At 66.9% G+C, this 19,996-nt stretch carries 22 protein-coding genes; 10 read left to right on the forward strand and 12 right to left on the reverse strand.

The features are described 5' to 3' along the window. Positions 1–276 precede the first annotated feature (276 nt). Positions 277–1,320 carry a rod shape-determining protein gene (locus HTY51_RS15770; protein WP_174253613.1) on the reverse strand — a complete coding sequence of 348 codons (1,044 nt, stop codon included), beginning with the start codon at positions 1,318–1,320 and terminating at the stop codon, positions 277–279. 216 nt (positions 1,321–1,536) lie between these two features. Here HTY51_RS15770 and gatC point away from each other — a divergent pair, with 216 nt between their 5' ends. Genes gatC through gatB form a run of 3 tightly spaced genes read left to right on the forward strand, consistent with a single transcriptional unit; the run spans position 1,537 to position 4,779 of the window. Then, the gene (gene gatC / locus HTY51_RS15775; protein ID WP_174253614.1) at positions 1,537–1,842 is read left to right on the forward strand and encodes an Asp-tRNA(Asn)/Glu-tRNA(Gln) amidotransferase subunit GatC; all 306 of its coding nucleotides are present in this window, start codon (positions 1,537–1,539) and stop codon (positions 1,840–1,842) included. After that, positions 1,839–3,332 carry an Asp-tRNA(Asn)/Glu-tRNA(Gln) amidotransferase subunit GatA gene (gene gatA, locus HTY51_RS15780; protein WP_174253615.1) on the forward strand — a complete coding sequence of 498 codons (1,494 nt, stop codon included), beginning with the start codon at positions 1,839–1,841 and terminating at the stop codon, positions 3,330–3,332. The genes gatC and gatA overlap by 4 nt, the downstream gene beginning before the upstream one ends. Before the next feature lies 1 nt (position 3,333). Then, on the forward strand, positions 3,334–4,779 hold the full coding sequence (gatB, locus tag HTY51_RS15785; RefSeq protein WP_174253616.1) for an Asp-tRNA(Asn)/Glu-tRNA(Gln) amidotransferase subunit GatB: 1,446 nt from the start codon (positions 3,334–3,336) through the stop codon (positions 4,777–4,779). Between the two features lie 35 nt (positions 4,780–4,814). On the opposite strand, the gene HTY51_RS15790 is transcribed toward gatB, so the two are convergent. Next, positions 4,815–5,465 carry a DUF4124 domain-containing protein gene (locus tag HTY51_RS15790; RefSeq protein WP_254606903.1) on the reverse strand — a complete coding sequence of 217 codons (651 nt, stop codon included), beginning with the start codon at positions 5,463–5,465 and terminating at the stop codon, positions 4,815–4,817. 2 nt (positions 5,466–5,467) lie between these two features. Further along, a complete protein-coding gene (gene pyrE / locus HTY51_RS15795) occupies positions 5,468–6,160 on the reverse strand; it encodes an orotate phosphoribosyltransferase (RefSeq protein ID WP_174253617.1) in 693 nt (230 codons plus the stop codon). Positions 6,161–6,170: 10 nt separating this feature from the next. On the opposite strand from pyrE, the gene HTY51_RS15800 reads away from it, so the two are divergent. Beyond that, positions 6,171–6,962 (forward strand): exodeoxyribonuclease III, encoded by a 792-nt coding sequence (locus HTY51_RS15800; protein WP_174253618.1) that lies wholly within the window; start codon positions 6,171–6,173, stop codon positions 6,960–6,962. A gap of 46 nt (positions 6,963–7,008) precedes the next feature. On the opposite strand, the gene HTY51_RS15805 is transcribed toward HTY51_RS15800, so the two are convergent. Beyond that, complete coding sequence (locus tag HTY51_RS15805; RefSeq protein ID WP_254606904.1) at positions 7,009–8,331, reverse strand: DUF3422 family protein; 1,323 nt, start codon at positions 8,329–8,331, stop codon at positions 7,009–7,011. Positions 8,332–8,421: 90 nt separating this feature from the next. Here HTY51_RS15805 and HTY51_RS15810 point away from each other — a divergent pair, with 90 nt between their 5' ends. Together HTY51_RS15810 and HTY51_RS15815 are read left to right on the forward strand one after the other, a co-directional pair. Then, positions 8,422–9,060: an MBL fold metallo-hydrolase gene (locus HTY51_RS15810; RefSeq protein ID WP_174253620.1), complete on the forward strand. Its 639-nt coding sequence runs from the start codon at positions 8,422–8,424 to the stop codon at positions 9,058–9,060. 126 nt (positions 9,061–9,186) lie between these two features. Further along, positions 9,187–9,786, forward strand: coding sequence for a hypothetical protein (locus tag HTY51_RS15815; protein ID WP_174253621.1), 600 nt, complete (start codon positions 9,187–9,189; stop codon positions 9,784–9,786). A gap of 28 nt (positions 9,787–9,814) precedes the next feature. Here HTY51_RS15815 and HTY51_RS15820 read toward each other — a convergent pair whose 3' ends face one another. Beyond that, entirely contained in the window at positions 9,815–10,672 is an 858-nt protein-coding gene (locus HTY51_RS15820; RefSeq protein WP_174253622.1) for a M48 family metallopeptidase, read from the reverse strand. A 42-nt stretch (positions 10,673–10,714) separates the two neighbouring features. Between HTY51_RS15820 and HTY51_RS15825 the strand changes: the two genes are divergently transcribed. From HTY51_RS15825 to HTY51_RS15840, 4 genes are all read left to right on the forward strand, one after another. Beyond that, complete coding sequence (locus HTY51_RS15825; protein ID WP_174253623.1) at positions 10,715–12,046, forward strand: AmpG family muropeptide MFS transporter; 1,332 nt, start codon at positions 10,715–10,717, stop codon at positions 12,044–12,046. 84 nt (positions 12,047–12,130) lie between these two features. Beyond that, entirely contained in the window at positions 12,131–12,841 is a 711-nt protein-coding gene (locus HTY51_RS15830; RefSeq protein ID WP_174253624.1) for a response regulator, read from the forward strand. 1 nt (position 12,842) lies between these two features. After that, the gene (locus HTY51_RS15835; RefSeq protein ID WP_174253625.1) at positions 12,843–14,027 is read left to right on the forward strand and encodes an ATP-binding protein; all 1,185 of its coding nucleotides are present in this window, start codon (positions 12,843–12,845) and stop codon (positions 14,025–14,027) included. A 116-nt stretch (positions 14,028–14,143) separates the two neighbouring features. Then, the gene (locus tag HTY51_RS15840; RefSeq protein ID WP_174253626.1) at positions 14,144–14,371 is read left to right on the forward strand and encodes a hypothetical protein; all 228 of its coding nucleotides are present in this window, start codon (positions 14,144–14,146) and stop codon (positions 14,369–14,371) included. Between the two features lie 247 nt (positions 14,372–14,618). Here HTY51_RS15840 and waaF read toward each other — a convergent pair whose 3' ends face one another. The 7 genes from waaF to radA all read right to left on the reverse strand — a co-directional run bounded on the left by waaF (position 14,619) and on the right by radA (position 19,931). After that, the gene (waaF, locus tag HTY51_RS15845; protein ID WP_254606905.1) at positions 14,619–15,548 is read right to left on the reverse strand and encodes a lipopolysaccharide heptosyltransferase II; all 930 of its coding nucleotides are present in this window, start codon (positions 15,546–15,548) and stop codon (positions 14,619–14,621) included. Positions 15,549–15,624: 76 nt separating this feature from the next. Next, a complete protein-coding gene (locus HTY51_RS15850) occupies positions 15,625–15,831 on the reverse strand; it encodes a zinc-finger domain-containing protein (protein WP_174253627.1) in 207 nt (68 codons plus the stop codon). Positions 15,832–15,841: 10 nt separating this feature from the next. Continuing rightward, the gene (locus HTY51_RS15855) at positions 15,842–16,780 is read right to left on the reverse strand and encodes a branched-chain amino acid transaminase (RefSeq protein WP_174253628.1); all 939 of its coding nucleotides are present in this window, start codon (positions 16,778–16,780) and stop codon (positions 15,842–15,844) included. Between the two features lie 52 nt (positions 16,781–16,832). Beyond that, entirely contained in the window at positions 16,833–17,177 is a 345-nt protein-coding gene (locus tag HTY51_RS15860) for a glycerate kinase (RefSeq protein WP_254606906.1), read from the reverse strand. 104 nt (positions 17,178–17,281) lie between these two features. Continuing rightward, positions 17,282–18,115 carry an aldo/keto reductase gene (locus tag HTY51_RS15865; protein ID WP_174253629.1) on the reverse strand — a complete coding sequence of 278 codons (834 nt, stop codon included), beginning with the start codon at positions 18,113–18,115 and terminating at the stop codon, positions 17,282–17,284. Beyond that, positions 18,112–18,519, reverse strand: a complete 408-nt coding sequence (locus HTY51_RS15870; protein WP_174253630.1) for a heme-binding protein — start codon at positions 18,517–18,519, stop codon at positions 18,112–18,114. Before HTY51_RS15870 ends, HTY51_RS15865 begins: the two co-directional genes overlap by 4 nt. A gap of 44 nt (positions 18,520–18,563) precedes the next feature. Further along, positions 18,564–19,931 carry a DNA repair protein RadA gene (radA, locus tag HTY51_RS15875; RefSeq protein WP_174253631.1) on the reverse strand — a complete coding sequence of 456 codons (1,368 nt, stop codon included), beginning with the start codon at positions 19,929–19,931 and terminating at the stop codon, positions 18,564–18,566. Between the last annotated feature and the right edge of the window lie 65 nt (positions 19,932–19,996).

Raw genomic sequence — 19,996 nt, forward strand, 5'->3', positions numbered from 1 at the left:
CCTAGGGCCTGCTAGCGCTCATTTCGCAAGTGCGAACGCGCTTAAAACCGCGCCAATCTAGGCGCACGACGACGCCCAGGCTGGCCGCCTGGGCTAGGAGTGCAACAACGAGTGGCGCGGTTTTAAGCACGTTCCCTCCGGGTTGCGGCCAAAAATGCCATGCGCGGCGTTGCGAAGCCTTGCCGGGGGCCGACCCCGGCTGCGTTTCGCGCCTTGCGCATGACGTTTTTGATCCGCAACGCATCTTGCGAAATGAGCGCTAGCAGACCCTGGTGATTACTCGTTGGTGAAGATGGCGCCCAGACGGTCCATGCGTTCCAGGGCGATGCCGCAACCGCGCACCACACAGGTCAGCGGATCCTCGGCCACCAGCACGGGCAGACCGGTTTCCTCGGACAGCAGACGATCCAGGTCGCGCAGCAACGCGCCGCCACCGGTCAGCATCATGCCGCGGTCGGCGATGTCGGCACCGAGTTCGGGCGGGGTCTGCTCCAGCGCGTTCTTCACGGCGGAGACGATGTTGTTGAGCGGGTCGGTCAGCGCTTCCAGGATCTCGTTGGAGGAAATCGTGAAGCTGCGTGGCACGCCTTCGGACAGGTTGCGGCCACGCACTTCCATCTCGCGCACCTCGCTGCCGGGGAAGGCCGAGCCGATGTTCTTCTTGATGGCTTCGGCCGTGGGCTCGCCGATGAGCATGCCGTAGTTGCGGCGGATGTAGTTGATGATGGCCTCGTCGAACTTGTCGCCGCCGACGCGCACCGAGCCCTTGTAGACCATGCCGCCCAGGGAGATCACGCCGACCTCGGTGGTGCCGCCGCCGATGTCCACCACCATGGAGCCGCTGGCCTCGCTGACGGGCAGGCCGGAGCCGATGGCCGCGGCCATGGGTTCCTCGATCAGGTAGACGTCGCTGGCGCCCGCGCCCAGGGCCGACTCACGGATGGCGCGGCGCTCGACCTGGGTCGAGCCGCAGGGCACGCAGATGATGATGCGCGGGCTGGGCTTGAACACGCCGCGCGGGTGCACCATCTTGATGAACTGCTTGAGCATCTGCTCGGTAACGGTGAAGTCGGCGATCACGCCGTCCTTCATCGGGCGGATCGCCTCGATGTTGCCGGGCACCTTGCCCAGCATGGCCTTGGCCTCGTGGCCCACGGCCTGGATGGTCTTCTTGCCTTGCGGGCCGCCTTCGTGGCGGATGGCGACCACCGAGGGCTCGTCCAGCACGATGCCGCGATCGCGCACGTAGATCAGGGTATTGGCGGTACCCAGGTCAATGGCCAGATCAGTCGAAAAATACTGACGGAAGGCTCCAAACATTACTCAATCCTCTCTGTGGGCGTGACCGGCCCGTCGGGCCGCCACCGCCCATGTGCGCACTGGACGCGGTTCCAAATTCTTGCGGGGAGACGCCAAAACAGCCACTAAGCCAGTCGACGCCTATAAAGGCGGGATAATACCTTATCCCCTGTGTATAACCCCTGTTCCAGGGCCTTCCGGGCCCCGGGATTACACCCGGTTTCAACCCCAGCTGCCATGTCCCTGACCCCTGACGACATCTCGCGCATCGCCAATCTGGCCCGCCTGGCCCTCTCCCCAGAGGAGAGCGAGCGCATGCGGGAGCGCATCAACGGCTTTTTTGCCATCGTCGAGCAGATGCGCGCCGTCGACACCACGGGCATCGAGCCCCTGGCCCATCCCACCATGGGCGCCATCACCGGACAGGCCGCCCTGCGCCTGCGCGAGGACGTGGCCAGCGAACCGAATCAGCGCGAGGCCAACCAGCAAAGCGCCCCGGCCGTCGAGCGCGGCCTGTTCCTGGTTCCCAAAGTGATCGAATGATGTCTTCCGAACTGCACCAACAAAGCGTGGCCGAGCTGGCCCGCCAGCTGCGCGACAAAAAGGTCTCCGCCGTGGAGACTGCGCAGCATTTCCTTGCGCGCCAGCGCGCCCACCAGGACCTCGCTGCCTTTGTAGCCGTGGACGAGGACATCACCCTGGCCCAGGCCCGCGCGGCCGACGCGGCACTGGCGGCCGGTACGGCCGGCCCGCTGGCCGGTGTGCCGATCGCGCACAAGGACATCTTCGTCACGAAAGACTTCGTCTCCACCGCCGGCTCGAAGATGCTGGCCGGCTACCGCTCGCCCTTCGACGCCACGGTCGTCTCTCGCTTGGCGCAGGCCGGCACCGTGACCCTGGGCAAGCTCAGCTGCGACGAGTTCGCCATGGGCTCGGCCAACGAAAGCGTGGCCGTGCCGGCCGTGGGCCACGACGCGCCGACCCCGGTGCGCAACCCCTGGGACAAGCAGCGTGTGGCCGGCGGCTCCTCGGGTGGCAGCGCCGCGGCCGTGGCCGCACGCCTGGCCCCGGCCGCCAGCGGCACCGACACCGGCGGCTCGATCCGCCAGCCCGCCGCCTTCTGCGGCATCACCGGCATCAAACCCACCTACGGGCGCGCCAGCCGCTACGGCATGATCGCCTACGCCTCCAGCCTGGACCAGGCCGGCCCCATGGCCCGCTCGGCTGAAGACTGCGCCCTGCTGCTGTCGGCCCTGTGCGGCCCGGACCTGGACCGCGACTCGACCTCGCTCGATGTACCCGCGGAGGATTTCAGCCGCAGCCTGAATGACAAGCTCGACGGCCTGCGCATCGGCATTCCGAAAGAATTCTTCGGCACCGGCCTGGCCGCCGACGTGCGCGCCGCCATCGATGCCGCGCTCAAGGAATACGAGAAGCTGGGCGCCAAGCTGGTCGAGATCTCGCTGCCGCGCACCGAACTGGCCATCCCGGTTTACTACATCATCGCACCGGCCGAAGCCAGCTCCAACCTCTCGCGCTTCGACGGTGTGAAGTTCGGGCATCGCACGGGCAAGTACACCGACCTGCTCGAGATGTACAAGAACACCCGCGCCGAGGGTTTCGGCGACGAGGTCAAGCGCCGCATCATGGTGGGCACCTATGTGCTGAGCCACGGCTATTACGACGCCTACTACCTGCAGGCACAGAAGATCCGCCGCATGATCGCCGACGACTTCCAGCAGGCCTTCAAGAGTTGTGACGTGATCGCCGGCCCGGTGGCGCCCACCGTGGCCTGGCAGCTCGGCGACAAGAGCGACGATCCGGTCGCCGCCTACCTGGCCGACATCTACACCCTGCCCGGCTCGCTGGCCGGCCTGCCGGGCATGAGCCTGCCCGTGGGTTTCGGTGCTGGCCACATGCCGGTAGGCCTGCAGCTGATCGGCAACTACCTGCAGGAAGGCAAGCTGCTCAACATCGCCCACCGCTACCAGCAGGTGACCGACTTCCACCTCCGCACCCCGGGAGGCTTTTGAGATGACAGCCAAACTCGTCCAGGGCTACGAAGTCGTGATCGGCTTCGAGACCCACGCCCAGCTCTCCACCCAGAGCAAGATCTTCAGCCGCGCTTCAGTAGCCTTCGGTGCCGAGCCCAACACCCAGGCCTGCGCGGTGGACCTGGCCCTGCCCGGCACCCTGCCGGTGATGAACCGCGGCGCGGTCGAGCGTGCCATCCGCCTGGGCCTGGCCATCGGCTCGCATATCGCGCCGCGCAGCATCTTTGCGCGCAAGAACTACTTCTACCCCGACCTGCCCAAGGGCTACCAGATCAGCCAGTTCGAGATCCCGGTGGTGCAGGGTGGCGAGGTGAGCTTCTTTCTCGGCGACGAAAAGAAGACCGTGCGCCTAGTGCGCGCCCACCTGGAAGAGGACGCGGGCAAGTCCCTGCACGAGGACTTCATCGGCCAGAGCGGCATCGACCTGAACCGCGCCGGCACGCCGCTGCTGGAGATCGTGACCGAGCCCGACATGCGCTCCAGCGACGAGGCCGTGGCCTACGCCAAGGAACTGCACAAGATCGTGACCTGGATCGGCATCTGCGACGGCAATATGCAGGAGGGCAGTTTCCGCTGCGACGCCAATGTCTCGGTGCGCAAGCCCGGGGCCCCGCTGGGCACCCGCCGCGAGATCAAGAACCTGAACAGCTTCAAGTTCATGCAGCAGGCCATCGACTACGAGGTGCGCTGGCAGATCGAGCAGATCGAGGATGGCCACGGCATCCAGCAGGCCACCGTGCTGTTCGACCCCGACACCGGCGAGACGCGGTCCATGCGCACCAAGGAAGACGCGGCCGACTACCGCTACTTCCCCGACCCGGATCTGCCGCCGCTGGTGATCGAGCCGGAGTGGATCGAGCGTGTGCGCAGCGAACTGCCGGAACTGCCGCGCGTCATGGCGGCACGCTTCGTGAGCGACTATGGCCTGCCCGAATACGACGCCACCACGCTCACGCAGAGCAAGGCCATGGCGAACTACTTCGAGACAACGGCCCGGGCCTGCAAGCAAGCCAAGCTGGCCAGCAACTGGATCATGGGTGAAGTCTCGCGTCGCCTGAACGCCGGCGAACTCGCCATTGAGCTGGCGCCGGTCAGCGCAACCCAGCTGGCCGCCCTGATCACCCGCATCGCAGACGGCACCATTTCCAACAACGCTGGCCGGCAGGTCTTCGACGCGTTGTGGAGCGGCGAAGGCCAGGACGTCGATACCCTCATCGAGGCCAAAGGGCTGAAGCAGATGAACGACTCCGGCGCGCTGGAAAAAATCATCGACGAGGTGATCGCCGCCAACGCCGACAACGTCGCCCAGTTCAAGGCCGGCAAGGACAAGGCCTTCAATGCGCTGGTGGGTCAGATCATGAAGGCCAGCAAGGGCAAGGCCAACCCGCAGCAGGTCAACGACCTGTTGCGCAGCAAGCTGGCTTGAGTTTCCTGGAGGCCGGATCAAGCCGGCCGGTAGACTCAGTTGGCCGGTGCGCCGATCTGGGCCCAGAGTTGCTGCAGTCGCGCCAGTTCCTCGTCGAAACGGCCGTTGACCCGCCCCATCTCGGCTTCCTGGTCGGCGATGAAACGCTCCTGCACCGCCATGCTCTTCGCATTCTCATCGACCAGGCGCTGCAGCGAAGGGGGCACCTTGCTCGGGTCCTTGGCGTAGAACTCCAGTTCGGTGTCAAGCTCCTTGCGCTGGCGCTCAAGTTCCTTGACACGGTTCATCGCCGCCTGGCGCACGATGCTGATCGAGGCCAGAGCCTCGGAGCGCTCCTTGTCGTGCACGGAGCGGCTGGGGTAGCGCACCAGCAGGGCCCGTTCGCGCCGCTTCTCTTCGGCCTGGCGGGCGCGTTCCTCGGCCTCCCGGCGCTGCCTGGCTTCCAGGGCGGCGCGTTCCGGCCCGGTCAGGGTGGGGGGAATGACGGCGCGCACCGTGCCGCTGGGGTTGAGCAGTCTTTGTTCGCGGTCAGCGCATTCGCGGATGGGGCGATCGGAGGTGAGCTTGCGCCCCTTGGCATCGATGCAGGTATAGATGCCGCCCTCCACGCCACCCTGGGCATGGGCCTGCCAGGCACACCCTGCCAGCAGCAACCCCAGCCCTACCATCTCTGCCAATCGCTTCATGTTCAAGTGTCCTGGACGCCGTAGCGCTGTCGATATGCCAACACACGCGCATGATCGGCGGCCAGGCCGTCCTTGCTGTGCTGTTCCAGATACTGCAGCAAATCGGCCAATTTCGCAATTGCGGCCACCTGCAATCCCAAGCGATTTCGTACGTATTGCACGGCGCTGTAGGGGACGTCCTGGCCGTTTTCGGTCGCCATTTCCTGCCGGTCCAGCGCGATCAGGACCGCATGGGGCGTGGCACCCGCGGCTTCGATCAGGGCGATGGACTCGCGCGCGGCGGTGCCGGCGGACATCACGTCGTCGACGATCAGCACCCTGCCCTTCAATGGTGCGCCCACCAGGGTGCCGCCTTCGCCGTGGTCCTTGGCTTCCTTGCGGTTGTAGGCAAAGGGCACGTTGCGCCCGTGCCGCGCCAGCTCCACGGCCAGCGCCGCGCCCAGCGGGATGCCCTTGTAGGCCGGGCCGAAGATCATGTCGAACTCGATGCCAGAGGCCATCACCCGGCGGGCATAGAATTCGGCCAGCCGGCCCAGCCGGGCGCCGTCGTCGAACAGGCCCGCATTAAAAAAATACGGGGAAAGCCGGCCCGCCTTGGTCTTGAATTCACCGAAACGCAGCACGCCGCACTCGACCGCAAAGGCCACAAAATCCTGGGCCAGGCCATCCCGTCCACTCTCCACACCGTCCGCCATGGCAAATTCCTTGTTCAAACTCGTCAGCCTCAACCTCAACGGCATACGCTCGGCCACCAGCAAGGGGCTGGAGGCCTGGCTGGACCAGACTCGTCCGGATTGTATGGGCGTGCAGGAGGTCAAGGCCCAGGCCGGCGACGTGGCCGGGCGCTTCGAGGAACTCGCCGGCCTGCGCGGCTACTTCCACTACGCCGAGAAAAAGGGCTATTCGGGCGTGGGCCTCTACACCCGGCACGAGCCCAGCGACGTGGCCATCGGCTACGGCTCCTCCGAATTCGATGCCGAGGGCCGATACGTGGAACTGCGTTTCGACACGCCTCACAACAAGTTCTCGCTGATCAGCTGCTACTTCCCCAGCGGCTCCTCGGGCGAGGACCGGCAGTTGGCCAAATTCCGCTTCCTCGACGAAATCTATCCGCACCTGCAGCAGCTCAAGCAGGAACGTGAATTCATCCTGGTGGGCGACGTCAACATCGCGCACCAGGAGATGGATCTGAAGAACTGGAAGGGCAACCTCAAGAACTCGGGTTTCCTGCCTGAGGAGCGCGCCTGGATGACGCGGCTGCTGAACGACGGCGGCCTGGTCGACGTCTACCGCCAGCTGCATCCCGACACCACGGGTGAGGCCTACACTTGGTGGAGCAACCGGGGCCAGGCCTATGCCAAGAATGTGGGCTGGCGTATCGACTACCAGCTGGCCACGCCGACGCTGGCGCAGGGCGCGCGGGCAGCCGAGGTTTACAAGGGACAGCGTTTCAGCGATCACGCCCCCCTGTGTATCGACTACGACTGGCGGTCCTGAACCTTACTTCGGGGGCCGTCGGCACCGGCGAGGGCCGACCGGCGTTTCAGCGACCTGCGTGGAGCCTCTGGTGGATACGCCGTGTCGTGCGCCACACCCCCCAGAGCACCAGCGGGATCAGCGCGCCAACGGCCACCTCTGCATTGAGCGGCACACCCACCGCCTTGACGGCCTTGACCGCGTAGAGCAGCAGGCTGACCACATAGTAGGAAATGGCCGCGATGGACAGGCCTTCCACGGTGGACTGCAGGCGCAACTGCAGTTCCTGTCCGCGTGTGAGCTTGGCCAGCAGTTGCTGGTTCTGCACCTCGGTGGCGATGTCCACACGCGTGCGCAGCAGGGCGCTGGCGCGCGACACGCGCTCGGACAAGGAGGCCAGGCGCTGCGCAGTGGCCACCACCGTGGCCATGGCCGGCGAGAGGCGGCGCTGCAGGAACTCGCCCAGGGTCTGGGTGCCGGAAACGGGCTGCTCGCGCAGCTCGGTCAGGCGCTGCCCCACCAGGGTGTCATAGGCACGCGTGGCCGAGAAGCGGTAGTCGTGCTCGGCCGTGGCGCGCTCGACCCGACCGGCCAGCGACACCAGCGTGTCCAGCAAGGCCTGCTCGGAGGCCGACTTGTTCTCCAGCTGCGCCGTGATGTCGGCCAGCTGCCGCTCGGCTTCGCTCAGCATGGGGCCCAGGCCCTTGGCCACGGGCAGGCCGCGCAGGGCCATGAGGCGGTAGGTCTCCAGCTCCAGCAGGCGCTGCGAGACACGGCCGGCACGCGTTTCACTCGTGGCTGGCGGCGCGATGACCAGCAGGCGCTCGAAGCCGCTGTCGCGCAGCTGGAAATCGGTGACCGCCAGCGAGTGGCCGTTGTTGCCCATGACCGAGGCCACCAGGGGATGGCCGCCGAACCAGGCACGCGCCTGGGCCATGGTCGCCTCGGGCGTCGTCAGGTCGCCGTGCACCATGGCCAGCTTGATGGCGGCGATGGTACGGCCCGGTATCTCGCGCAACCACTGCGGTGCCACCACCAGGGCGGACAGCAGCTCGGGGTCGCTGGCGCCCAGGTGCGCATGCGCGGGCAGCGGCTGCACGATGGAATAGCGCGTGAACTCGGTGTGCCGCTCCCACTTGACGGTGTAACCCTCGAAGCGCAGACGCAGGAAGTTGCCCTGCAGGCGCTCGGGCGTCAGCTCCTGCTGGCCGGGCAAGCGGCGCAGGTGCTCGCACTCCTGCTCGCGGCTGATGCCTTCGTTGAGCACGGCCACGTACACGACCAGGGCGGGCAGGCGGATACGGGCCGACGGACGCGCGTGCACCTCGTTGTGCAACATGGCACGCAGCGCGTCATCGTCAGGCAGCAGGCGGGTGGTTTCGGCAGACACGTTCACATTCATGGGCAGCATTTTGCCGGCATAACGTGACGCTGCCGTGCAAAATACCGTTTTCTTCATCCGCCCCCCTGCTGCCCGGCCATGCTCAAGTACCAGACCGTCCCCGTGACCGCTTTCGAACAGAACTGCTCCATCGTCTGGTGCGACGAGACCATGGAAGCTGCGGTCATCGACCCCGGCGGCGACCTGCCGCGCATCACCGCCACCGCCGCCCGCCTGGGTCTCACGCTCAAGGCCATCTGGTTGACCCATGCCCACATCGACCACGCCGGCGGCACCGCCGAGCTGGCCCGCCAGCTGGGCCTGCCCATCATCGGCCCGCACCCGGGCGACCAGTTCTGGATCGACCAGCTGGCCGAGCAGAGCCGCATGTTCCGTTTCCCGCAGTCGGAACGTTTCATCCCCACCCGCTGGCTGCAGGATGGCGACACCGTCAGCATCGGCCACTGCACCCTGAACGTACGGCACTGCCCGGGCCACACCCCCGGCCATGTGGTCTTCCACTCGCCCGAGGCGCAGCGCGCCTTTGTCGGTGATGTGCTGTTTGCCGGCTCCATCGGGCGCACCGATTTCCCCCAGGGCAACCACGACGACCTGATCAGCAGCATCACCGAGCGACTGTGGCCCATGGGCAACGACACTGTCTTCATCCCCGGCCACGGCCCGGAAAGCACCTTCGGCCGCGAGCGCCAGACCAATCCTTTCGTGGGCGGAACGTAAGCGCCTGCTACTGTCTTTTCCTCCATGTTGCAATGCCGCACAGAGACCATGAGCGGCACTTGAGTAAACCACCGGCCGGCCCGATATCCTGAATAATCAAATCCAGTTTGAAACTCAGGACTTTTCATGAATCCGCTGCGCGCCGCACTGCTGGCGTTGGCCGTCTTTACCGTGACGGCTGGCTCCGCGTCGGCTCAATCCCTGCAAACCAGCCCCTACAGCCTGGGGCATGCCCAGCCGTCAAGCGGCGGCTGGACCTTGCGCAGCGACTACAGCCCGGGCCTGAAGTGGGCAGGCTCTGAAGGCCCGCGCCCCGACTACGAGAGCAGCCGGGCCAGCCTCTATGCGGACTGGTTTCCCTTCGCCAGCAGCGGTTTCCGCCTGGTTGGCGGCTTGAGCTTCGGCGACACGCCAGCCGGCCTGTCGGCCAACAGCCTGGGCAGTGCCTGGGCCGGCCTGGGGGCCAGCACCTACCAGTTGCGTCCGAAATCCCAGACCGCCTCGACCTACCTGGGCATCGGCTACGGCCAGCACGGCCTGGCCAGCAAGGGGCTGGGGGTTTACGCCGACATGGGTGTTGCACTGGGTACCCTGTCCAGCGACCTGGAAAGCAGCGGGGCCAGCAGTTCCGCCATTGGCCTGGACGGCTGGCGGACCCAGAGCAATGGCGCGCTGGGCTTTCGTTACCTGCCCAGCGTGTCCCTGGGCCTGATCTACCGCTACTGAGCAGTCGCCCCGGGCTTGCCGATTTTTATTACCGGCGCTGGCCCTCGCGGCGGGCCCGCTCGTACAACGGCAACACCTTGGGCAGGTTCTGCTCGATCTCGGCGATACGCGTCTTGCCCGCGGGGTGGGTGGACAGCCACTGCGGTGGTGCCCCCTTGCTGGCGGCGCCCATCTTCTGCCACAGCGTCACGCCGGCACGCGGGTCGTAGCCGGCACGCGCCGCCAGTTCCATGCCCACGAGGTCGGCCTCGCTCTCATCGCTGCGGCTGAAGCTCAGGACCGCCAGGTTGGCGCCACCACGCGCCACCCCGTCGGTCAGGCGCGGGTCGATGCCCAGCCAGGCGGACAGCACGGCGCCCCCGACCCTCGCCACCCCCTCGGTCACCGCGCTCTTGCCCATGCGCTCACGCGCATGCTCGCGCAAGGCATGGGCAATCTCGTGTCCCATGATCATGGCCACCTCATCGTCGCTGAGCTGCAGCTGGTCCAGGATGCCGGTGTAGAAGGCGATCTTGCCGCCGGGCATGCAATAGGCGTTGATCTGCTTCGAGCCGATCAGGTTGACCTCCCACTTCCAGTCCCTGGCGCGCGGGTTCCAGGCAAGGGCATGCGGGATGACGCGCTGCGCGATGGCGCGCAGGCGCTTGAGCTGCGGGTGGTCGGGCGGGGCCAAAGCGCGCTTTTCGGCGGCCTGGGACAACTGCTGGCGGTACTGCTGCAAAGCCATACGCTCGACCTCCTCCGCCGGGGCCAGCTTGGTGAAGGCCGAGTTCCTGCCCACGTCCACCCCCTCGCGTTCGGGCGCCGCATGGCTGCCTGCCGCCAACAACAGGCCGGCCAGCACCGTGGCCAGGCGCCGGATCAGGAAAGGTCGGATGTCGATCATGGATGTAGAGGTGTACGACGTGCTGCGCTTATTATTCCCCGCATGACACCAAGTGCGCCCGGACCGGGCCAACTCAAGCCCTCCTGGGCCGACACGCTGCGCGTTTACCTCGAACCCGCCACCCTGCGCATGCTGGCCCTGGGTTTCGCCGCCGGCCTGCCCCTGCTGCTGGTGCTGGGCACACTGAGTTTTCGCCTGCGTGAGGCCGGCATTGACCGCGCCACCATCGGCCACCTGAGCTGGGTCGGCCTGGCCTATGCCTTCAAGTGGGCCTGGGCGCCGCTAGTGGACCGCCTGCCCCTGCCGGGCCTGACCCGCTGGCTGGGCCTGCGCCGCAGCTGGCTGCTGCTCTCGCAAGCAGCCATCATGGCCGGGCTGGCCGGCATGGCCCTGAGCCATCCGCAAAATGGTCTGCAAGCCGTGGTCTGGTGCGCGCTGATCGTGGCCTTCGCCTCGGCCACGCAGGACATCGCGCTGGACGCCTTCCGCATCGAATCGGCCGGGGCCGAGCGCCAGGCCGCGCTGGCGGCGGCCTACCAGACCGGCTACCGCATGGCCATGATCTGGGCCGGCGCCGGCGTGCTGTGGCTGGCCGCGCGCGCCGAGATCCAGACCACGGGTTACCAGAACGCCGCCTGGGCCACAGCCTACCTGGTCATGGCCGCCAGCATGCTGCCCGGTGTGCTGACCGTGCTGTTCTCGTCCGAACCCAGGCGGCATGAACTGCCGCCGGCGCGTAGCGCAGGCGAGTGGCTGCAGGGTGCCGTGGTGGAACCCTTTACCGACTTCCTGGGCCGCTACAAGTGGCAGGCCGGCCTGATCCTGGCGCTGATCGCGGTGTACCGCATCAGCGACGTGGTCATGGGCATCATGGCCAACCCCTTCTACGTGGACATGGGCTACAGCAAGGACGAGGTGGCGGCGGTCACCAAAATCTACGGCGTCATCATGACCCTGGTGGGCGCCTTCGTGGGCGGCGTACTGGCCATGCGCCTGGGCGTGATGCGTGTGCTGATGCTGGGCGCCGTACTCAGCGCGGCCAGCAACCTGCTGTTCGCCTGGCTGGGCTCGCGCGGGCATGACGTGACGGCGCTGATCTTCGTGATCTCGGCCGACAACCTTTCCAGCGGCATCGCCTCGGCGGCCTTCATCGCCTACCTCTCCAGCCTGACCAACATCAGCTACTCGGCCACGCAGTACGCCCTGTTCAGTTCCATGATGCTGCTGGCGCCCAAATTCATCGCCGGTTTCTCGGGCGAGTACGTGGATGCCTACGGCTACAGCCAGTTCTTCGTCTCCACCGCCTTGCTGGGCCTGCCCGTGCTGCTGCTGGTGGGGCTGGCGGCACGCGCTGCCCAGCGGGCCCGCAACTGAGGCGTTTACCTATCTTTACAGCCGCGACAAGCGCGGCTGACCGCGCGCCCCCACCATGGCGACATGAGCGATAGACTTGCTGACATGAGCCAGCCCCTGCTGATGATCGAAGACGACGCCCGCCTGGCCGCCATGGTCAGCGAGTACCTGGCGCAATCCGGTTACAGCGTGGAGATCGCGGGCAGCGGCGAAGAAGGCCTGGCCCGGCTGCAGGCTACCCATCCGGCGCCCCAGTTGCTGGTGCTCGACCTGATGCTGCCCGACATGGACGGGCTGGAAATCTGCCGCCGCATCCGCGCCCTGCCCTCGGCCCTGGCGCAGACCCCCATCCTGATGCTCACCGCCAAGGGCGACCCCATGGACCGCGTGATCGGACTGGAAATGGGCGCCGACGATTACCTGGCCAAACCCTTCGAGCCGCGCGAGTTGCTGGCGCGCATCCGTGCCGTGCTGCGCCGCCGCGGCGGCAACGGCCCGGCACCGGCCAGCCAGCTGCGCTTCGGCTCGCTGGCCATCGACCGCGACGCGCGCACCGTCACTGTCAACGGCCAGGCCAGCGAACTGACCTCGTACCAGTTCGACCTGCTGGTCGCGCTGGCCGAGCGCGCCGGGCGCGTGCTCACGCGCGACCAGATCATGGAAGCCGTGCGCGGGCGCGAACTGGAAGCCTTCGACCGCTCGATCGACGTGCACATGGGCCGCATCCGCGCGGCCATCGAAGCCGACCCCAAAGCCCCCAAGCGCATCCTGACCGTGCGCGGCGTGGGTTACGTCTTTGCCCGCCAACAGGACTGACATGTCCACACCATTGGCCCAGCGCCTCTCCATCCGCATCTGGCTGGCCGTGGTGGCCACCATCGTGCTGCTGACGCTGATCTTCGGCTGGATCTGGCGCCAGGATGCCGAGCGCGAACGCGCCCAGCGCCCGGGCCGCGAGATCGTGCTGCGCAACGCCCAGGGCGAAATACTGGGCCAGGCCCAGGCCCGTGGCAACCGCGTGCCAGGCCAGGGCTGGGAGTTCGAAGTGCCCCTGCGCGACGGGCAGACCGTCTACGTGCAGCTGCCACGGCCCGGCAACCGCCCGCCCCCGCAGCCTGCGCCCTCCTGGTGGCGTCCGCCCTACAACCTGCTGGCCATGCTGATCCTCGTGGCCGCCGCCGTGGCGCTGGGTGCCTATCCCATCGTGCGGCGCCTGACCAAACGGCTCGAAACCCTGCAGCAGGGTGTGGAGCGCTGGGGCGCAGGCGATCTGTCGCGCCGCCTGCCCGAGGACGGGCAGGACGAAGTGGCCTTCCTGGCGCAACGCTTCAACATCGCCGCCGCCCGCGTGCAGGCCCTGCTGCTCTCGCACAAGGCCCTGCTGGCCAATGCCTCGCACGAACTGCGTTCCCCGCTGGCGCGCATCCGCATGGGCCTGGAACTGATGCAGGTCCAGCCCAGCCCGGCCACCCACGCTGAAATCGCACGCAATATCCACGAACTCGACCAGTTGATCGACGAGATCCTGCTGGCCAGCCGGCTGGACGCCAGCCCCGACGATCTGGGCCCGCTGGAGCCGGTGGAGCTGGTCGGCCTGTGCGCCGAGGAATGCGCCCGTACCGGTGCCGAACTGGAAGCGCCCCCCGGCACCACCACGGTGCTGGTCACCGGCCTGTCCCGGCTATTGCGCCGCGCCCTGCGCAACCTGCTGGAAAACGCCCGCCGGCACGGCGGTGGTGCCGTGAGCCTGACCCTGCAGACCCAGGGGGCACAGGTCGAGATCCGGGTCTGCGACCAGGGGCCGGGCGTGCCGCTAGCCCTGCGCGAGCGCATCTTCGAGCCCTTCTTCCGCCTGCCCGGTGCTTCCGAGCGCGAGGGTGGCGTGGGCCTGGGCCTGGCCCTGGTGCGCTCCATCGCCCAGCGCCACGGCGGCACGGTGCACTGCGAAGAGCGCCCGGGCGGCGGCGCCTGCTTCTTGCTGCGCCTGCCGCTGGCCGGCTGAGCCCGCACCTCAGGCAAATGCCCCGGGCGTGAAAAACCGCACGCCGGCGCCCCCCTGGGGACTGGCGCAATCGGCCCTTGTTTCCTATGGTTACGACTGACCAGGGGAAACGCACCATGAACACCGCCCACACCCGTCCACCGCAGCCTGACCGCTCGACCCTCGTCACGCGGCACCAGAGCTACCGCGGCCTGAAGGTCGAGCAGAACCTGCTGAGCCAGTTCACCATGTATGTCGTGGAGTTGGACCAGTTCGGCCTGTTCATCTCCGATTCCCGGCCCGAGGCCTTCGATATGGCCTTCGAAGCCCTGTTCAACGCCGGCCCGCAAGCCCGGGCCGCGTGAAAACGCATCCTGAATGTCTTATTTCGCGACACTTCTGGCGCCATATCCCCAATTTGTGGGATATGCCTGAGGCAGCCAGCTCGCTATATTTGCCTTCGTACTGCTGTCACAGTCAAGTTTTCAAGCTTATTGCCAGTCCCCCGGCCAGACAACAAGAGGGGGCAGGCTACCGATCCCAACGACGTCCTTTCGAGGACTTTTCAAAGCCACCCGCAAGGGTGGCTTTTTTTTCGGCTGGGCCGCGCCGTCAGAGCGCAGCGCGCACGCGATCAGCCGTGATGTCGTTGAGGCAGCGCAGATGGCCCAGGGGGCACTCGCGCTCGAAACAGGGGGCGCAGTCCAGCGGGGGCTGGTAGGCCGGGTCCTGCTTGAGCCAGAGCACGCGAGCTAAAGCACTCAGCGGCGGCGTGTGCTCGGGGCTGCTGGAACCGAAGATCGCCACCTGGGGCACGTCCAGGGCTGCGGCCACGTGCATCAGCCCGGTGTCGTTGCTGATGACCCGGCGCGCACCGGCGATCAGGCAGAAGGCCTCGGCCAGGCTGGTGGCCCCTGCCAGGTTGCGGCAGTCGGCCCCTGCGGCCAGGGCGCAGATCTCGACACCCAGGGGTGCCTCCTTGCCCGAACCGAGCACCAGCACCGGCGCATCCAGCGAGCGGGCGAGTTCGGCATACCGCGCCACCGGCCAGCGTTTGGCCGAGCCGTACTCGGCGCCAGGGACGAAGACGTAGTAGCCGCCGCGTGCCAATCCCTGCGCCGCCAGCACGGCATCGATCTGGGCCGGGGCCAGCTGCAGCTGCGGGCGGTCGGTTTCGATGCCGGGTTCGCCAGCCAGGGCCGAGTAGAAGGCGACCATGGGCGGGCGTTTGCCCTTGGACGGGTTTTTCAGACGGTGCGTCAGCAGGCCCACGCGCGCCTCGCCCAGATAACCCACGCGCCTGGGGATGCTGGCCAGGAAAGGCAGCAGCGCGCTCTTGAGGGAATTGGGCAGCACGTAGGCCACGCCGAAGCGGCCTTCGAGCTGCCGGGCCAGCGCACGCCGCGCCTTGAGCTGCAGGCCACCGTGCGCAAAGGGGAATTCGATCACCTCGGCCACCTGGGGCATGGCCCGGTAGACCGGCGCCACCCAGGGCAGGGCCCCGACGGTGAGCCGCTCGCCGCGCGCGGCGAGGCGGCGCATCAAAGGCTCCGTCATGACCGCGTCGCCGATCCATTGCGGCGCAATGACAAGGGCCGCGGTGTCGCGGCCCTTGGTGTCAGTGGTGCGCGGCGAAATGCTCACCGGCCTTCAGCTTGTAAACCGTGCCGCAATACGGGCACTTAGCTTCGCCGGTATGGCCCACGTCAAGATAGACCTTGGGATGGCTGTTCCAGAGCTTCATGTCGGCTTTGGGGCTGGGGCAGTAGACACCCCCCTGGGCGTTCAGGTCCGTGGCCAGCAGTTCGATGGTGGACTTGCTCATCTTTTGTTCCTTAAACCTTCGTCAGCCAGTGGGCGTACTTGGGATTGCGGCCGTTGACGATGTCGAAGAAGGCGCTCTGGATCTTCTCCGTGATCGGGCCGCGCGAACCGCTGCCGATCTCGACACGGTCCAGCTCGCGGATCGGCGTCACTTCGGCGGCGGTGCCGGTGAAGAAAGCCTCGTCGGCGATATAGACCTCGTCGCGCGTGATGCGCTTTTGCACGATCTCCAGGCCCAGGTCCTTGGCGATGTGGAACACCGTGTTGCGCGTGATGCCGTTGAGCGCGCCGGCCGACAGGTCGGGGGTGTAGATGACGCCGTTCTTGATGACGAAGATGTTCTCGCCCGCGCCTTCGGAGACGAAACCGGACGAATCCAGCAGCAGGGCCTCGTCGTAACCGTCGTCCGTGGCTTCCATATTGGCCAGGATGGAGTTGGTGTAGTTGCTCACCGCCTTGGCCTGCGTCATGGTGATGTTGACGTGATGGCGGGTATAGCTGGAGGTCTTGACGCGGATGCCGCGTTTCATGCCCTCTTCGCCCAGGTAGGCGCCCCAGGCCCAGGCCGCGACCATCAGGTGGATGGTGTTGCCCTTGGGGGAGACGCCCAGCTTCTTGTCGCCGATCCAGGTCAGCGGACGCAGGTAGCAGCTCTCCAGCTTGTTGGCACGCACCACTTCCTTCTGCGCCTCGTTGACCTGCTCCATGCTGAAGGGGATCTTCATGCGCAGGATCTTGGCACTGTTGAACAGGCGCTCGGTGTGCTCCTGCAGGCGGAAGATGGCCGTGCCGTTGACCGTGTTGTAGGCCCGTACGCCCTCGAAAGCGCCGCAGCCGTAGTGCAGGGTATGGCTCAGCACGTGGATTTTGGCGTCACGCCATTCCACCAGCTGGCCGTCCATCCAGATTTTTCCGTCGCGGTCGGACATCGAGGTCGGTAGGGGGCTCATCGGTTCTTTCCTAAGTAGGGGCTGCCCGTTCGGCCGGGCCAAAACTCTGATTTTACGGGGCCGGCGGCAGGCCCGGCATGGTGGTGGAGCCGGGGTCGGTCGCGTCCGGGCGGCAGAACTCCCAGCGCAGCAGCTTGCCGTCGGCAAAGTCGCAGGTGACCGAGGCCTCGTAAGGATCGGTCCAGCGGAACTGCTCGGGCTGGCTGCCAAGCGGGCTGAGCTGCACACCCAGCGAGCGCGTCATGGCTATCACGTGCATCAGCGTCATGCCCGGCTTGAGTTTGGCCTGCAGCATGACCGCGCTGCCCACATAACCCAGCGGGCTGTCGGCCGCGCGCTTGAGGACATGCATGAGGCGCGTGAAGTGCAGCATCAGCCAGAAGGTCAGGGCACCCACGGCCAGCGCCACGCCAGCCCAGCCCCCCCCAGGTAGCCGGCCACGACCAGCACCACGGCGCCGATAGGGATCAGGATTTTCTGTAGTTGCATGCCCCGATTGTCTCAGAGCATGTCCAGAGCCGAGGGCCCGGCAGGCGGGAGAAACAGGCGGTCGAGTTCGGCCCGTTGCACAGCTTCGAGCGTGAATCCGCCCGCCGCTGCGTTCTCACGTACATGGGCCACGCTGGCCGATTTGGGGATGGCGATCATCCCCTCCTGCCCCAGCAGCCAGGCCAGCGCGGCCTGGGCCGGCGTCACGCCGTGACGGCGCGCAAAGTCCTTGAGCCCCGGCTGGCGCAACAGGCGGGCCTGCTCGATGGGCGAATAGGCCATGGTGACCATGCCGCGCTCGCGTAGCCAGGGTAACAACGCCCACTCAATGCCGCGGCGGCCCAGGTTGTAGAGCAGCTGGTTGGCTGCACAGGCCGAGCCGCCAGGCACGTCCCACAGCTCACGCATGTCGTCCAGGTCCAGATTGCTCACCCCCCAGTGGCGAATCTTGCCGACGCGCTGCAAAGCTTCGAAGGCCTCGACGGTCTCGGCCAGCGGGTGCTGGCCGCGCCAGTGCAGCAGGTAGAGATCAATGCAATCGGTCTTCAGACGCTTGAGGCTGCGCTCGCAGGCGGCGATGGCCCCCAAGCGCGAGGCGTTGTGCGGGTAGACCTTGCTGACCACAAAGGCCTGCTCGCGCCGCCCGGCCAACGCCTCGCCCACCACCTCTTCGGCCCCGCCCTCGGCGTACATCTCGGCCGTGTCGATCAGCGTCAGGCCCAGGTCCAGGCCGATCTGAAGAGCCGCGACCTCTGCCTGGCGCGCGCTGCGGTCCTCGCCCATGTACCAGGTGCCCTGGCCCAGGGCGGGCACCAGTTCACCCGAAGGTAAACGGACTTGCTTCATGCCGCGAACTTGGCAGCGATGAAGTCGGTGACCTGCTGGTCCTCGGCCGAGGTCAGGCCGCTGACGCCAATGGCACCGCGCAGCACGCCGTCCTTGTCCTTGAGCGGCGAGCCGCCGGGCAGGGCCGTGAGTTGCGGGTCACAAAAGTAGCCGATCGCTATGTTCTCGCGGTGCAGACGCTCCAGCACGGCCTGGGTGGTGACGCCCAAACGCGCCGCGCTGTAACCCTTGCCTTGCGAGATGGCGACACTGCGTAGCGGTGCACCCTCCATGCGCACAAAAGCCAGCAGCAGGCCTGTGGCGTCACAGACCGAGACGCAGACCGGTTTCTTGAAGTTTTGTTCGGCATGCGCCATGGCCTGGTCGATCAGGTCACGGGCGATGGCGAGGGTAAGGTTGGACATGACAGCTCCTGAGCATTCAATGCACAGGATTGTAGGAACAGGCCCTACTCCAGCGTGCGCAGCACCTGCAGCGCCTCTTCCACGCGCTCCACCGCGTGGATGGTCAGGCCTTCGATGGCCTTCTTGGGCGCATTGGCCTTGGGCACCACGGCCACGCTGAAGCCCAGCTTGGCCGCTTCCTTCAGGCGCTCCTGACCGCGCGGCGCGGGCCGCACCTCGCCGGCCAGGCCCACTTCGCCGAAGGCCAGGAAACCCTTGGGCAGGGGCCTTCCGCGCAGCGAGGAGGTGATAGCCAGCATCACCGCCAGATCGGCCGCCGGTTCGCTGATGCGCACGCCGCCGACGGCATTGACGAACACGTCCTGGTCCAGGCAGGCCACGCCGGCATGGCGGTGCAGCACGGCCAGCAGCATGGCCAGGCGGTCGCGGTCCAGGCCCACGGACAGGCGCCGGGGCGACGGCCCGCCGCTGTCGACCAGCGCCTGGATCTCCACCAGCATGGGGCGCGTGCCTTCCAGCGTGACCATCACGCAGCTGCCCGGCACGGGCTCGGCATGTTGAGAGAGGAAGATGGCGCTGGGGTTGCTCACACCCTTCAGGCCCTTCTCCGTCATGGCGAAGACGCCGATCTCGTTGACGGCGCCAAAGCGGTTCTTGATGGCACGGATCAGGCGGAAGCTGCTGTGCGTATCACCCTCGAAGTAGAGCACCGTGTCCACCATGTGCTCCAGCACACGCGGGCCGGCCAGCGCACCCTCTTTGGTGACATGGCCCACCAGCACGATGGCCGTGCCGCTGGCCTTGGCGGCGCGCGTGAGGTGGGCCGCGCATTCGCGCACCTGGGCCACCGAACCGGGCGCGGAGGTGAGCTGGTCGGAATACACGGTCTGGATGGAGTCGATCACGGCTATCGCCGGCTGGTGCGCATCCAGCGTGGCCAGAATCTTCTCGAGCTGGATCTCGGCCAACACCTGCACCCGCGAGCCGTCCAGCCCCAGGCGGCGCGCGCGCAGGGCGACCTGGGCGCCGCTTTCTTCGCCCGTGACGTAGAGCGTCTTCTGGCCGGCGCGCTGCAGCGCGTCCAGCGCCTGCAGCAGCAGCGTGGACTTGCCGATGCCCGGATCGCCACCGATCAGCACCACCCCGCCTTCGACGATGCCGCCGCCCAGCACCCGGTCCAGTTCGTCCTGACCGGTGGGTGTGCGCTCCACATCGGAAGCCTCGATGTCGGCCAGGGCGACCACCTCGGCGGTTTTCGCGAGCGCGGCAAAACGATTCTTGGTCGGCGCGGCGCTCTCCGCCACGGACTCGATCAGCGAGTTCCAGGCATTGCAATGCGGGCACTTGCCCAGCCACTTGGGACTGATGCCGCCGCACTCGTTGCAGGTGTAGATGGTCTTGTCTTTCGCCATCCGTGCATCGTACCCGAATACTGTATGAACTTACAGCCCGGGTAAGTCCGGGGCCTGTGGGTGCC

The organism is Rhodoferax sp. BAB1 (genome assembly GCF_013334205.1).
Taxonomy (GTDB): Bacteria; Pseudomonadota; Gammaproteobacteria; order Burkholderiales; family Burkholderiaceae_C; genus Hylemonella.